This is a genomic window from Bradyrhizobium sp. USDA 10063 (assembly GCF_054063735.1).
The window spans coordinates 1,879,623-1,893,020 of the sequence record NZ_JBSSGP010000002.1; the positions used below are offsets into that span (position 1 = coordinate 1,879,623).

Consider the following 13,398-nt stretch of genomic DNA (forward strand, 5'->3'; position numbering starts at 1 on the left):
AACTGCAATCAGGATAGGTGGCGCGAAAACCCTGTCAACGAAGTGAAATGAGCACCATTTGCCCACAAATGAAGCATCGATCTGCGTGCCGCGATTGAAGCGCGGTCGCGAGATCCGTCACAGCGTGCGGGCGTGCTCGGCGACCGCCTTCATGAACAGCGCGACCAGCTCGTCAGGCTGCGAGAGCTGCGGGGCGTGGTCGCTGTCGAGGCCGTAGACCTCGCGGCACGGCGACAGTTCCTGCATCTTCCGCTGCAGCGGCAGGTGCACCGAGCGATCCTCGCGCGCCTCGATATAGACGCGCGGCACGGTGCCGAAACGCTCCGGCGACAGCTTCAGTTGCGAGCGGCGGCCGCCTTCGGGCTGCGGCGTCAGGCGACGCGCGGCGGCTTCGGCGAGAGAGCGATCGGCCTTCTGATAGAACACCTCGACAGCCGAGGCTGGATCGATGCGTGACAGCAGGCCCGCGTCGTCATAGGTGACGCGCGCATGCGCGCCGCGCATCCACGGCTCCAGATAGCGCTCGTAGAACTGCAGCACGGACATCCCATCGGGCAACATGAATGCGCAGAGGAAGATCGCGAGCGCGACCCGTTCGGGGCGCAGCTCAGAGGCCTGCGCGGCCGCCGTGCCGCCCATGCTGTGTCCCACCATGATGATCGGACCTTCGGTCCTGTCGATGATGTCGACGACATGCGCCGCGTAGCGTTCCAGATTGACCTGCTCGGGTGGCAGCGGGTTGTGGCCGTTACCCGGCAGGTCGACGGCAACAGCCTCGTGCCCGAGTGCCTTCAGGCGCGGAACGATGGTCTCCCAGGCCCAGGCGCCCTGCCAGGCGCCGTGGATCATGATGAAGGTGTAGCGCGGAGATGGAGTAGCCATGGCAACACTACGGACTACTTGTAGGTCCGCTTGTACATCGCGCGCATATGTTCCTCGACCGTTACAGGCGGATATTTCGGCTGCTCGCCAGCCGCAAGGCAGGTCGGGATGCATTCGACGTTATGCGCGTAATTGCCGGTGTAGAAGAACGGCACCGAATAGCGCTCGCGGCCTGATACGTTGACCACGCGATGCAGCGTCGAGCGGTATCTGTCGTTGGTCCAGCGCGCGATCATGTCGCCGAGATTGACGACATAGGTGCCGGGCACGGGGTCGGCGTGGATCCAGCCGCCGGTGGCCTGGTCCCAGACCTGCAGGCCGCCGACGTCGCCCTGGCGCAACAGCGTCAGCCCGCCGAAATCGGTGTGCGCGCCGGCGCCCTTCTGATCCGGATTGCCGTTGGCGAGCTGCGGCGGATAGTGCAGCAAGCGCACGGTCGCCATCGCGTCGGTGCAATAGCCCCTAAAATAATCTTCGGGCAGATCGAGCGACAGCGCGATGCCTCCCATCATCCGCGCCGACAGATCGAGCATCACGTTGAGATAGGCTTCCATCACCGGCTTGAAGTTCGGCCGCGACGACGGCCACTGGTTGGCACCGTGATTGAACATGCCGGCGAGCACGCGCGGATCATCCGGCGCATGCTCGGGCCCGACATAATAGCCTTCCTTGAGGTCGGGCGGCGCGCCGGGCTCCAGCGTCTGGCCCTGCAGCGGCTCATAGCCGCGATTGGCCTTCGAGCGCGACTTGTCGACCTCGGCCTTTGTTTCCGCCGGCAGGTCGAAGAAGGCGGCGGCCTCGGTGAAAACGTCGGTAACGAGGCTCTCATCGACGCCATGGTTCGAGATGTAGAAGAAGCCGTTGTACAGGCAGGCCTCACGCAGCTTGGCGGCAACCGCCTTGCGGTCCGCGAGGTTTGGCGACGACAGGCCGGAGATATCGATCACCGGCAGACTGGCCTGGGCAACCCGTGCTGCTTCAAGCATGTTGGTCACTCTCCCTCGTGCGTCCGCCCCACGACCATGAAGCGCTCCCCTCGCCCGCACCTTCTAGGTAGCGCGGCAAGCGCGATCACGCGCGCTGAAAGTTTCGGCAAATATTGGCGTTTCCGGCCCAAAAAAGCATCCGAACCCAAAGCGAATCACACGGCAGAGATGCAGCGGCGTTCGTCATACCCCCACGTGAGTTGCATCCAGTGCGATCGAACTCGAGGCTGTTTCCGATCGACCTCGAATTGACCGACTGATCTTGTGATGACCCCAGCGTCGGAATCCTGTACTGGCTATTGAGGCATCGCCGACTCTCTGATGTCGGCAGCGGGAAGTCCCGGGAACCGTTCGGCTGCACGGCCGTTGTGTTCCCAACTTAACAAGAAAAGGAGCAAGCCGTGAACATGCGTAGGATTTTCTTGATGGCCGCCGCCACAGCGCTGACGATATCGGCATCCCTACCTGTTCGAGCCGCGCCCATGATGCCGTCCCCCATGGTCCAAGAGTCTTCGGCACAGCAGGTGCAATACCGTCGCTGGCATGGTGGTCCCGGATACCGCCACTATGGCTACCGGCGCGGGTATGGAGGCGGATATGGAACTGGCGCTGCGGTGCTTGGCGGACTCGCCGCCGGCGCCATCATCGGCGGTGCCATTGCATCCAGCCAGGCACAAGCCGCCAACGCCCAAGCCTACTGCGCGCAGCGCTTCCGCTCCTATGATCCCTCCTCGGGTACCTATCTCGGCAATGACGGTTACCGTCATCCCTGTCCGTAACCAGGCCTTAGCCGAACGCAACTGTGATTCCGGGATGCGTGCATAGCACGCAGGCCCGAAATCCATTGGGCCGCTCTGGAGGTGGTGAAATGGATTCCGGGTTCGCGCTCCCGCGCGCCCCGGAACGACGGAGGATGCCGCGCGCTGCTCCGTCGTCTATGACGGAAAGTCGGCCGGCTTCACTTCAATCCGGTCGGCGTGCAGGGTCCAATCATGAATCCCGTGCATGTCGCAGAATTTCTGCTTGGCAATTTCCACTGCCTGCGCGTCGTGCGGGACATCGAGGTCAACCGTACACTGGCAGATGTCGCCAACCTGGCCGTTCTCGCCGAGCACACGTTTGTAAAATCGGGCAATGAAGCGCGGCATCCGCTTGGCTCCCTCTCTTCCTATGCTAGCTGAGCCAGCGCGGCGCAGGCCCCGCGTTGATCTCGCGCAAACCGAATGGCCGATGACCTGACCTGAAACTGCAACGCAGATCCTCGCCCGGCGCGGATCCGGCGCTATCAAAGCCGACGGGATTTTCGAAAAATTGCGTTGGATCAGGACGGTGTGCGATCCGCTCGCGTGGTATGCGACAGGGTGGCTTCCTTCGCTTCCTCATCCGCCAACAGCCTGAGAATAACCTCGCGCTCCGCCTCGCTGATGTGCGGATCGCTCAGCTTCTTCTTGAACAGCGCGAGGTTCTGATTGTGAATGAATTTCTCCACGGGACCTACCTCCATCCGCGGGATCGAGCATCACAACATTTGCTAGATTTACCGCATGAGGGTCGGCGAGACCAGAACATTTCCAGGCGGCGCTTGGCCACACTGATCACGAGCGCATCACTCCTCGAACGAAGGCGGGTCGGGCCGGTCACGCGGCTCGCGTTCGACCGGCTCATTCTCGCCGAGCGGCTCGTCGCGCTCGACGTCAACCTGATCCTGATCGATCAAGCCCGGCGCCTCATCGGCCTGGTCGGCAGGTTCGCCGCGTCGCTTTCGAGGGACGGAGGACATCGTTTTCTCCCGCGGGGACGGGTGAGAGCACGTCATGCCATCAATCGCATCAACGGTCGGCGGGCATCATTCGCGGATCATCCAACGAGATGCCTTTCGATTTCGCCGACAGGATGCCTGGTGAGATCCTTGTCGAACTCGGCGAGGATATGCCGTTTCACATCGGGATGAAAGGCAGGTCGAAGCTCAGTCAGGGTTCGCGGGGGGGGGGGCACGACGACGAGGGCCTGGAAGCCGACGTGGTCAGGCAGCGGCTTTGCCGCTGGCCGCAGCTCCGGGTGCGCGCAATGGAGCAAATTGCTCCGCCGTCAAGGTTTCCTGCGCGATCAGCAGCTCGACGCCGGCCTCGAGTTCCGCACGACGTCTCTCCAGGATCTGGTAGGCCCGATTGGCTCCCTCATCGATCAACTGCCGCACGGCGAGATCGATTTCGCGGCCCGTCGCCGCGGATGCACTGACGACCGCATCCTGTATTGCCGGCATGAAGACCTGAGGCTTGGGCGCGTAGGTACGTTGACCGACCGTTTGATCCATCCCGTATCTGGTGACCATTTCCATGGCGATCTCGGTCGCGCGCACCAGATCGTCAGCCGCGCCCGTCGAGACGTCGCCGTCGAAGATCAGTCGCTCCGAGGCCCGTCCGCCCAGCAGGACGGCGATGCGGTTCTTGAGCTCGCTTACGGTGAGAAGGAACCGGTCTTCGGTCGGACGCTGCATGGTGTAACCCAGCGCACCGATGCCGCGGGGAATGATCGAGACTTTCTGAACGGGATCGACGCCGGGCAGGCTGGCGGCCACCAGCGCGTGCCCCATCTCGTGATAGGCGGTCCGGCGGCGTTCTTCCTTGCTCAGGACCCTGCTCTTCTTCTCGATCCCGGCGACAATGCGCTCGATCGCCGCGGTGAAGTCGTCGAAGGTCACCTGATCGCCGTTGCGCCGCGTCGCCGCGATCGCGGCTTCGTTGATCAGATTGGCAAGATCGGCTCCGGTAAAGCCGGTGGTGAGGCCCGCGATCTTGTCCAGGTCAACGTCAGCGCCGATTTTGATCTTGCGGACATGCACCTTCAGGATGGCAACCCGGCCGAGCTTGTCGGGGCGGTCGACCAGCACCTGCCGATCGAACCGGCCAGCGCGAAGCAAAGCGGGATCGAGAATCTCCGGACGGTTGGTGGCGGCGAGCAGGATGACGCCGGAACGCGGATCGAAACCGTCAAGCTCGGCCAGGAGCTGATTGAGCGTCTGCTCCTTCTCGTCATAACCGCCGAGCGCGTTGGCGCTGCGGCTGCGCCCGAGCGCGTCCAACTCGTCGATGAAGATGATACAGGGCGCGGACTTGCGCGCCTGCTCGAACAGATCGCGCACCCGCGCGGCTCCCACGCCGACGAACAGCTCGACGAATTCGGAACCGGAGATCGAAAAGAAGGCGACACCAGCTTCGCCGGCAACCGCGCGCGCCAACAAGGTCTTGCCGGTGCCGGGAGGACCGACCAGCAGGATTCCCTTCGGCACATGCGCACCCAATCGGCCGTAGCTGCCCGGATTTTTCAGGAACGATACGACCTCCTGCAGCTCGAACTTCGCCTCGTCGACACCGGCCACGTCGGCAAAGGTCACCTTGATGTCCTGCTCGACATAGATCTTGGCGCGCGATTTTCCGATCGACATCAGCCCACCGAGACCCTCGCGTCCGCCCATGCGATTTGCCATCAAGATCCAGACTCCATAAAGCAGGATCGCCGGCAATATCCACGACAGCAACGTCGTTAGCGTACCGCCCGACGATATGCCGGTGACCGCGATCCCCTTCGCTTCCAGCTCCTTGGCCAAAGCCGGATCAACACGCGTGGTGACGAACGCCGTCTTCCCGTTGGGCAGCTTGTCCTTGAGCTTGCCCTGGATCGTATCCTGCCCAACCGCCACCTCGGTGACAGCACCCTGCGCCACCAACTGCTCGAACTGGCTGTAGGGAATGACTTCGACCGAGGCGTAGCTCGTGAGCAGCCACTGCGCCGCCAACAGCCCAAGCGCTCCGGCAGTCAGCGTCACCAGCAAAAGAGAGCTTTTGCGGTTAGACGGCTTGGTTTCCATTGCCTGCGCTCCATTGAACAACAACAACAGGCTATCTCGGTGCGTTCTCCATCGTTTGTTCTGGATCAAACCATCCGGATGCATCGCGGGTCATATGACGGCACCGCGTTGCTGATGCGGGCGATAGCTCTTACGTGCTATTCTCACACCTGACACGCAGAAATTGTCAGAAGCGTACCTGTTGCCGGAGGGACCCGCCGGAAAAACGTGATGCGCCGTGGGGGCATTTCGCCTCCACGGAGCCAAAACCTTGCGCTGGATCAAATCGTCGGATTGCAGATCTTCGACAAAGAGCAGATGAGACATTTTATCTTCGTCTGCCCCAATACCCATCTCAACGTTCAGCACAGCCTGGACGAGGACGATGATACCGACCAGAACGAATTCACCGCGGTAAGCTGCCCTGCCTGCACGCGACTGCATTTTCTGAGCCGCAAGAGCGGCCAATTGCTGGGCGCGGGCTCAACCCCGAAAAACTAGCCCTCATTGCGGGATGCAAGCGCCGCACGGCGCTGTCCAGTCTGCGGGCAGATGAGTCAGATACTCGTAGACGGCCTGAAGATCTTCATCTTCCATCCTGCCGACCGGCCGCCACGGCATCTCATTGCTGAGGGTATGGCCGTTCGGATCGACACCGGTCCGCATGGTGGCGACGAATTCCTGGAATTTCCAGTTCTTTACAACGGAGAGGTCGGGCCCGAGCGGCGCAAGCTGGCCGGGTTTGCCGCCGGTCAGATCCTTGCCGTGGCATTCGCGGCAATCCTGATAGGAGATGAGATATTCGCCGTATTGCGAGGTTTGACCCTTTGGTGGCGCGGTGACGCGTTCTGTTGAGACCGGCTTGCCCGTCGGCAGCATGCCGGCGCCCAGCATTGCGATGCCCAGCAGGGTGAAACGATCGGGCGGATTCATTGTTTTTTCTCCTGCAGCGGGCAGACTGCGGAGATAGGCGATCACGGCTTTGATGTCCTCGTCGCTCAACCTTCCGGCGTTGGTGTAGGACATGATGACCAGCCAACGACCGTCAGGATCGACTCCGTTGCGAATCGCGCGGAAAATTTCGCCGTCCGACCATCGGCTCAATTGCCCGGCCGGTGTCAGATTGGAGGCTACAAACGAGCCGATCGGCAACGAGATCTCCTTGCCGACGTCCATACCGCCGGTGAGTGTGTCGGTCCTGGTATGGCAGCCGCTGCAAAAGCTGTCCGAGATAGCCTGGCCGCGCCGAACCTGCTCCGCGGTCCCTGCAACCGTCACGTTCACGCCGGGCGCGCTCCGCGCGTTCAGCTTGAACAGCCCGAGCGTCAGCAGCACGCTGATCGAGACGGCAATGACGGAAGCCAAAGCTCCCAGACCTGCGCCGCCCCATTTGACGACTGGTTTCTTCGATCGCCAGCTACGAATGGCTGACCATGCCAGCAATCCCGCGATGATGATCAACACCGCGGGCTCGAACCATTCGAACATCCTGTATCGCCCCAAAAATCGATGAACTAGAGCAATGGATGCTATGGGGTGCGCGATACGAAATGATTTCGAGGCCAGCTTATCGAGTTACAGCTGTAACCTGCGAGGCGACCTTGCTTCTGTCCTTCTGTCCGGTGCTTGTTCAGACCGCAGCGGCCTCGAAACCGGCGTTCACGAGCATTTTCGCAAGGTGCTTGCGTGCGTAAAACATCCGGCTTTTCACGGTGGCACAGGGAACGCCGACGATTTCGCTGACTTCGACGACCGACCTCTCGTGATAGTAGACCAGATCGATGATTTCGCGTTGAGCTGGAGAAAGTCTATCTATACACGCGCGCAAGATGGCATTGGTTTCCTTTCGATCAAGCGCCACTTCCGGCGTGTCTGCGTCATCGACGATTCCAACCAGATATTCTTGATCGATGGTCTCATCTGTTCGCCCTCGCAGCGCGCCCAATGCCTTGAAGCGGGCAATCGAGAGCAACCATGTCGAAACTCGCGCGCGATTTTCGAACTTGTTTGCGGAGCGCCAAACATCAAGGAACACCTGACTGACGAGATCGTCTGCAATCGCCGCATTGCGGACGATGCTTCGGATGAAGCGAAATACTCTTAGGCGGTGACGCGCGAACATGATGTGCATGGCGGCTTTGTCGCCCTCCGCAACATTCCGGAGAAGCATCTCGTCAGAGATACGTTCCTCGACTTCCGTCGCATTGCAGACGGCGTAAGCCAGCTTGCCATCGCGCATCGCGACGGACTGCCCGGACGAAGGCTTCCGACTTCTGTCCATGCAGCCAGGCAGGATCGCGGTCGGGCCGAACGAAGCAATCGTCTCCCGCCGCCGCCTCTCTGCTGGTCGCCGCTCGCCGATGAGCATCGTCGCCTCCACTTTGCTTGACGCGACAAGGATGCGTCGCATGGAGTCGTTCGCGCTATCCTACGAGGGGCCCATATCTCTAATCTCCTGGTCTAGGGTGAATGGGCAGAGAGTAGGACGCCGAGAAGCCTGCCGCACTCGCATCATGGAAATGATGGCGACTTGGAGCAGGATCGGGCAAGACATGGCCGCTTTAGGAAAGACACCGGACCCGGACGCCGCTTAGAACGCGCATTGATCACTCAAGCCAAGGTTCCGCCATGTCCCGGTTCCCAACCGGCGCCGCCACGCCCGCGTCCATCGTCGACGCCCTGAAAGCGGTAGCCGGTGATCCGCCAAAAGTGCGCGCGAGCTTTGCCAAGGGCCGATGCGTTCGCGGCACCTATACCCCGTCGGATCGGGCGGTGGAGGTTACGAAATCCCGGAGTTTCACCAGACCATCGCGCGTGCTGGCGCGCTTCTCGGTCGGCGGCGGCAATCCCAAGGTGGCGGACACCAACAGCCTGGTGCTGCGCGGTTTCAGCTTCAAGCTCGGCGACGATCGCCATCGCTCGGACATTCTCGTGGAGAGCGCTCCGGTGCATTTTGCGCGGACACTCGACCAGATGCTGGCTTTCCTCAAGGCGCGCATTCCGGGACCGGACGGCAAGCCGGATATGGAGAAAGTCAAGGCGTTCTCCGCCGCCAATCCCGAAACGCTGCATCAGGCAAACTACATCGCCGGGCGCCCCCTGCCCGGGAGTTTTGCCGGCACGACCTATTGGGGAGTGCACGCCTTCCCCGCAACGAATTCGAAAGACGAGACGCGGTTCATCAAGTTCAAGATCGTTCCGGTCGGAGGAGACGTGACGCTGACCGAAGACGAGGCCAAAGCGAAGTCCGCCGACTTTCTGCACGACGACCTCGAAAACCAGATCGCTGCAGGCGATGTCCGGTTCAACGTGATGGCAGTGCTCGACCGTCCCGGCGACCCCACCATGGACGTGACCATCCGTTGGCCGGATGAGGACAGTCGCGAAGCGGTGCGGCTGGGAACGATCGTCATCACGGGTATTGAAGCGAACGATGCGTGCGACGCGTCCATCTTCGATCCGGCAAATCTCGCCGAAGGCATCGGTCATCCGCCGGACGAGATCTTTGCGGCGCGCCACGCCGCCTACCTGATCTCACTGTCGAAGCGTCGCTGATCTGACGAGGCGCCCCGGGTATTGCCCCTGATCAGGTCTCGCCTTCCGGGGCATCCAGCGCTTCGCGGCGCCATGCTCCCGGGCTGACGCCGACCACGGACGAAAACACCCGCGTAAAGTGGCTTTGATTGGCAAAGCCGGCCGACATCGCAATCTCGGACAGCGGCAGGTCGCGCACGGTCATCAACTGCTTGGCCGCCTTCACGCGCTGGCGAAGCAGCCACTGGTGCGGCGGCAGGCCGGTGGAGATGCGGAATGCGCGCGAAAAATGGCTGACAGAGAGGCCGAACTCAGCCGCGACTTGTTCCAACGAAATTTTCCCAGCGAGGTCGGATTCGAGCCTTTCGCAGGCGCGCTTCTCCTGCCACGGCGCAAGACCGCCGCGGGTCGGTTCGGTATTGCGCTTCAGTCCGCCATAGGTCTGGGCGACGTGCGCGGTGAGCGCGAGCATCATGTGATCGACAAAAAGCTGGTTGGTCTCGTCCGGCCGACGCAGTCCTTCCAGGAACGACGCACCGAGATGACGGATCACCGCATCGTCGTGGCCGACGCCGGGCTCATAGGCAAGTTCACCAACGCGTGGAGCGCCGGCCTGTTTGGCGATGTCGTCGAGCGCCGAGCGCGGCAGATAGAAAAAGATGGAGTGGAACGGCTTGTCGATCACGTAGCGCGGATCGCGCTTCAGGTCGTACAGATAGGTTGCGCCGCCACGGACATCCGTCTTGATGACGCATCGCCCGCGCTCCCAGCACTCGCAGTCCGGATAATCGCGAAATTTGAGGCTGACGAGATAGGCGTCCTCGGAGGGGAACGAGCCAGAAAGACTCTCCACGGGCTCATCATTGCGCGTCTCGGTGACCGCAAGCTCGGCGCTGCGCAGTGAACGCGTGATCAGCGAGGGTGGATCCTTCAACTGCAAGCGCCGCCCGAGCCTCTGTCCGTAGACGCCCGCCTGTGTCATATCGGTATTCCTATTCAGCGGAATTGGACCGGGCAGGCCGTCGCCCCGCGAGGTCGCAGTTCCATTATCGGGGATTGGCGAGCGACTGTCCACGCTCGCTCAGTAAGTGCGTAGCTGTTCTGACAGCATACCAGACCGATTACGGCAGAATGAATTTCAAAGCGATTTCAACCTGATTCGCCGCCACGGCGTGGTCGCGAAAAATATTTCGCCTAGCCGGTCAAACGAACCACGGCTCGATCCCAGCGTGCGTTTTTGAAAAGGCTGACAGCGCCCTCAACCACGACCTGAACTCACGCTTGATCCTTCTACTCGCGAGCTCGCTCAATAAGCCGGCGTGCTCGCCGCGCTTGATTGCGACTTTGGTCGCATGCGGGCGCGCTTACCGCCTCGTTCGGTCATCTTGATCACAAGTTCGAGCGGCCCGGCACATAGTGTCGCAATGGCGCGCGCTTGGAGCAGGTTCGGACAAGACATGACCGCTTTAGGAAAGACACCGGACATTTGCGGGGCCTAGAACACGCACCGAACACTCCGACCAAGAAGCGGCGACGGACCAGCGAGCAAAAGCGATCAGAAGGAGGTGACGCAATGGTTGGGATGACTGCACTCGCCGACTCATTTGCCCTACCACCCGTGCCCCACTTTCCCATGAGCAATGCTGCCGACAATACAGACCGCCCGCTTGTCCTGATCGTGGACGATGACGAGGAGATCCGCTCCGCGCTTCGAGAACTCCTGCTGTCGGTGGGAATCGACGCATGCTGCTTCGGGTCGACGCAAGAACTGCTGCGTGCCGACCTTCCGGAGCGGCCGGGTTGCCTGATCCTCGATGTTCGCATGCCGGGGGCAAGCGGCCTGGATCTCCAACATCATCTCACCTCGAACGGCAACACGAGGCCGATCATTTTCCTCACCGGTCATGGCGACATCGCAATGACGGTCCAGGCAATGAAGGCGGGAGCCGTTGATTTCCTGACAAAGCCCGTGAGGGACCAGACGCTCCTTGACGCAGTCGCGGCCGCGATCGAGAAAGACGTCTTGCAAAGAGCCGCTGCCCGGCTCGTCAAACAACACGTCGACCGCTACGCAAAGCTGACGCCACGCGAGCGGGAAGTCCTGCGCGAAGTTGTGAGGGGCCGCCTGAACAAACAGATCGCGTTCGATCTGGGCATCAGCGAGATCACGGTCAAGTTGCACCGCGGCAACGTGACGAGGAAAATGCAGGCCACGTCCGTCGGTCAGCTCATTCGCATCTGGGAACTGTTACCTGTGGAGATTCGACAGGAGAGGCCAGCCTAGACCAAAGGATGGTTACGAGCGGGCCAGCGATAGGGCCAGATAGGGGATGGCTATCCGGCCATTCTAGCGAAAGACATCCGTTTGTCCAAAGCGCCCTTAGTCGCGATCGTAGATGACGACGAAGCTGTCCGAGAGGCTCTTTCCGATCTCCTTCTGGTGCTGGATCTACCATGTCGCACTTTCGATCGAGCGGAGGCCTTCATGGCGGAATACGCCCCCGGCAGGTTCGATTGCCTGATTACCGATGTGAGCATGCCGGGCCACAGCGGGCTCGACCTGCTGCAGCGGCTGCGGAGCCTCGGCTCCTCGATACCGGTCATCGTCGTCACTGCCGACACGAATCCGGCCACGCGGTTGCGCGCGATAGGTGGCGGCGCTCATGCATATATGACCAAGCCCGTCAGCAGTGCAGCGCTTTTTTGTCATCTGCAATCCGCTCTGAGGTGGGTCGGTCCCTCCTCTGACAGTGATTGAGAGGAGACGCCGTCATGGACATCGTTGAATTCGGACGGAAGGCAGGAGCAACGTCCGAATCGACCGATTGCGAATCCTGTGAACTGCGAGCGAGCGAGGAGAGATACCGCAATCTGATTCAATATCTTCCGACTGCGCTCTGGCAGGTTGATTCCCGTCGCATTGCCGCGATCTTTGAGCAGTTAAAGGCAAGCGGCGTACGCGATATCGCAGTCTACCTTGACCAGAACCGGGACCTGATCAGGCACGCCGGCGATGTTGTGCATGTGACGGAAGTGAATCGGGACGCGGTATCGCTGTTTCGTGCCAACAATCCCGCCGATCTCCTAAAGCCCATTCAGTATCTTTTTGCCGCCGCCCCTGGGTTAGCCAAGCGGGTCATGGCTGCGCACTTCGAAGGCCGGCGGAATTTCATCGAGGAAACCAGGATTCTGGCCTTCGACGGAACAATGATCGATGTCCTGTTCACGGTTACGTATCCAAGACCGCCCGAGCAACTGGACACGACCTTCATCACCATACAGGACATCAGTGAACGATTGAATGCGGAGAAGCAGCTCCGAAAATTGCAGGCCGACTTCTCGCATGCCGGTCGTATCGCAACTCTCGGCGAGCTCGCGGCGTCGATCGCGCATGAAATCAACCAGCCGCTCGCGGCAATCGTCATGAACGGTGAGACGAGCCTGAGGTGGCTGGCGCGAGCCGATCAGAATACAGAAAAGGTTACCGAGCTCACTTCGAGAATCGTATCGAATGCTCGTCGCGCGAGCGAGATCATTCAGCGCATACGCAGCATGGCAGCGAAGCAAGAGCCCGAAAAGCGTCTCATCGATCTTAACGAGGTCGTTGAAGAGGCTCTCCTGGTCATCCGCCATGACATCGATTCGAAGTTGATTACCATGTCAACGACATTCCGCTCCGAGCTCCCCCGCGTGATGGGCGATCGGATACAGTTGCAGCAGGTGATCATCAACCTTCTGGTCAATAGCGTGCAGGCGATTACGCAGTCGGGACAACCAACACGCCGAATCGATATCGAGACTTCGATCGATGAAAGCGGTTCAGTGGTCTTCTCTGTTCTTGACAATGGACCAGGCATCGCCGCCGCGAACCTCGAGCGTATCTTCGACAGCTTCTTCAGCACCAAGGACGCAGGCATTGGCATCGGCCTCGCCATTTGCCAGTCGATCATCTCCGCGCACGGCGGCAGCATTTCGGGTTCAAATCGTGCGAACGGCGGCGCACATTTTCGCTTCACGCTTCCGGCGCCGACGGTCGCCGGGACCGATTCTGGTGTTGTCGACTTCATGCGCCGAACGTATCAGCCTATTTGACGGGCTCTCGCCTCATTGCGCGATCGTCTGTGCGCTGACGCACGTCCCGCGTACTAT

The 13,398-nt window shown here is 60.9% G+C and carries 17 protein-coding genes; 7 read left to right on the forward strand and 10 right to left on the reverse strand.

Annotated features, from left to right (window positions below):
• Positions 1-117: 117 nt before the first annotated feature.
• Both ACVJGD_RS11230 and ACVJGD_RS11235 read right to left on the reverse strand, forming a co-directional pair.
• On the reverse strand, positions 118-882 hold the full coding sequence (locus ACVJGD_RS11230) for an alpha/beta fold hydrolase (protein ID WP_456634401.1): 765 nt from the start codon (positions 880-882) through the stop codon (positions 118-120).
• Between the two features lie 14 nt (positions 883-896).
• Positions 897-1,868 (reverse strand): isopenicillin N synthase family dioxygenase, encoded by a 972-nt coding sequence (locus tag ACVJGD_RS11235; protein WP_456634402.1) that lies wholly within the window; start codon positions 1,866-1,868, stop codon positions 897-899.
• Between the two features lie 407 nt (positions 1,869-2,275).
• On the opposite strand from ACVJGD_RS11235, the gene ACVJGD_RS11240 reads away from it, so the two are divergent.
• Complete coding sequence (locus ACVJGD_RS11240) at positions 2,276-2,647, forward strand: BA14K family protein (protein ID WP_456634403.1); 372 nt, start codon at positions 2,276-2,278, stop codon at positions 2,645-2,647.
• Positions 2,648-2,803: 156 nt separating this feature from the next.
• Here ACVJGD_RS11240 and ACVJGD_RS11245 read toward each other — a convergent pair whose 3' ends face one another.
• The 5 genes from ACVJGD_RS11245 to ftsH form a co-directional block, all read right to left on the reverse strand.
• Positions 2,804-3,016: a hypothetical protein gene (locus tag ACVJGD_RS11245; protein ID WP_456634404.1), complete on the reverse strand. Its 213-nt coding sequence runs from the start codon at positions 3,014-3,016 to the stop codon at positions 2,804-2,806.
• Between the two features lie 173 nt (positions 3,017-3,189).
• Positions 3,190-3,357 carry a hypothetical protein gene (locus ACVJGD_RS11250; RefSeq protein WP_456634405.1) on the reverse strand — a complete coding sequence of 56 codons (168 nt, stop codon included), beginning with the start codon at positions 3,355-3,357 and terminating at the stop codon, positions 3,190-3,192.
• Positions 3,358-3,474: 117 nt separating this feature from the next.
• Complete coding sequence (locus ACVJGD_RS11255) at positions 3,475-3,648, reverse strand: hypothetical protein (protein ID WP_456634406.1); 174 nt, start codon at positions 3,646-3,648, stop codon at positions 3,475-3,477.
• A 77-nt stretch (positions 3,649-3,725) separates the two neighbouring features.
• Positions 3,726-3,944: a host attachment protein gene (locus ACVJGD_RS11260; RefSeq protein ID WP_456634407.1), complete on the reverse strand. Its 219-nt coding sequence runs from the start codon at positions 3,942-3,944 to the stop codon at positions 3,726-3,728.
• Positions 3,892-5,736, reverse strand: coding sequence for an ATP-dependent zinc metalloprotease FtsH (gene ftsH / locus ACVJGD_RS11265; RefSeq protein WP_456634408.1), 1,845 nt, complete (start codon positions 5,734-5,736; stop codon positions 3,892-3,894). The genes ACVJGD_RS11260 and ftsH overlap by 53 nt, the downstream gene beginning before the upstream one ends.
• Positions 5,737-5,946: 210 nt before the next feature.
• On the opposite strand from ftsH, the gene ACVJGD_RS11270 reads away from it, so the two are divergent.
• The gene (locus ACVJGD_RS11270; RefSeq protein ID WP_456634409.1) at positions 5,947-6,216 is read left to right on the forward strand and encodes a hypothetical protein; all 270 of its coding nucleotides are present in this window, start codon (positions 5,947-5,949) and stop codon (positions 6,214-6,216) included.
• A gap of 3 nt (positions 6,217-6,219) precedes the next feature.
• Here the strand turns inward: ACVJGD_RS11270 and ACVJGD_RS11275 are convergent, their stop codons facing one another.
• Positions 6,220-7,050: a c-type cytochrome gene (locus tag ACVJGD_RS11275; RefSeq protein ID WP_456634410.1), complete on the reverse strand. Its 831-nt coding sequence runs from the start codon at positions 7,048-7,050 to the stop codon at positions 6,220-6,222.
• 16 nt (positions 7,051-7,066) lie between these two features.
• Here ACVJGD_RS11275 and ACVJGD_RS11280 point away from each other — a divergent pair, with 16 nt between their 5' ends.
• Complete coding sequence (locus tag ACVJGD_RS11280) at positions 7,067-7,228, forward strand: hypothetical protein (protein WP_456634411.1); 162 nt, start codon at positions 7,067-7,069, stop codon at positions 7,226-7,228.
• 117 nt (positions 7,229-7,345) lie between these two features.
• Here the strand turns inward: ACVJGD_RS11280 and ACVJGD_RS11285 are convergent, their stop codons facing one another.
• Positions 7,346-7,954 carry a sigma-70 family RNA polymerase sigma factor gene (locus tag ACVJGD_RS11285; protein WP_456640226.1) on the reverse strand — a complete coding sequence of 203 codons (609 nt, stop codon included), beginning with the start codon at positions 7,952-7,954 and terminating at the stop codon, positions 7,346-7,348.
• Between the two features lie 389 nt (positions 7,955-8,343).
• Between ACVJGD_RS11285 and ACVJGD_RS11290 the strand changes: the two genes are divergently transcribed.
• Positions 8,344-9,270 carry a catalase family peroxidase gene (locus tag ACVJGD_RS11290; RefSeq protein ID WP_456634412.1) on the forward strand — a complete coding sequence of 309 codons (927 nt, stop codon included), beginning with the start codon at positions 8,344-8,346 and terminating at the stop codon, positions 9,268-9,270.
• Between the two features lie 31 nt (positions 9,271-9,301).
• Here ACVJGD_RS11290 and ACVJGD_RS11295 read toward each other — a convergent pair whose 3' ends face one another.
• Positions 9,302-10,231, reverse strand: a complete 930-nt coding sequence (locus tag ACVJGD_RS11295; protein ID WP_456634413.1) for a helix-turn-helix domain-containing protein — start codon at positions 10,229-10,231, stop codon at positions 9,302-9,304.
• A 651-nt stretch (positions 10,232-10,882) separates the two neighbouring features.
• On the opposite strand from ACVJGD_RS11295, the gene ACVJGD_RS11300 reads away from it, so the two are divergent.
• The 3 genes from ACVJGD_RS11300 to ACVJGD_RS11310 all read left to right on the forward strand — a co-directional run bounded on the left by ACVJGD_RS11300 (position 10,883) and on the right by ACVJGD_RS11310 (position 13,341).
• Positions 10,883-11,533, forward strand: coding sequence for a response regulator transcription factor (locus tag ACVJGD_RS11300; protein WP_456640227.1), 651 nt, complete (start codon positions 10,883-10,885; stop codon positions 11,531-11,533).
• 81 nt (positions 11,534-11,614) lie between these two features.
• Complete coding sequence (locus ACVJGD_RS11305) at positions 11,615-12,007, forward strand: response regulator transcription factor (RefSeq protein WP_456634414.1); 393 nt, start codon at positions 11,615-11,617, stop codon at positions 12,005-12,007.
• A 14-nt stretch (positions 12,008-12,021) separates the two neighbouring features.
• Complete coding sequence (locus ACVJGD_RS11310) at positions 12,022-13,341, forward strand: sensor histidine kinase (RefSeq protein WP_456634415.1); 1,320 nt, start codon at positions 12,022-12,024, stop codon at positions 13,339-13,341.
• Positions 13,342-13,398 lie beyond the last annotated feature (57 nt).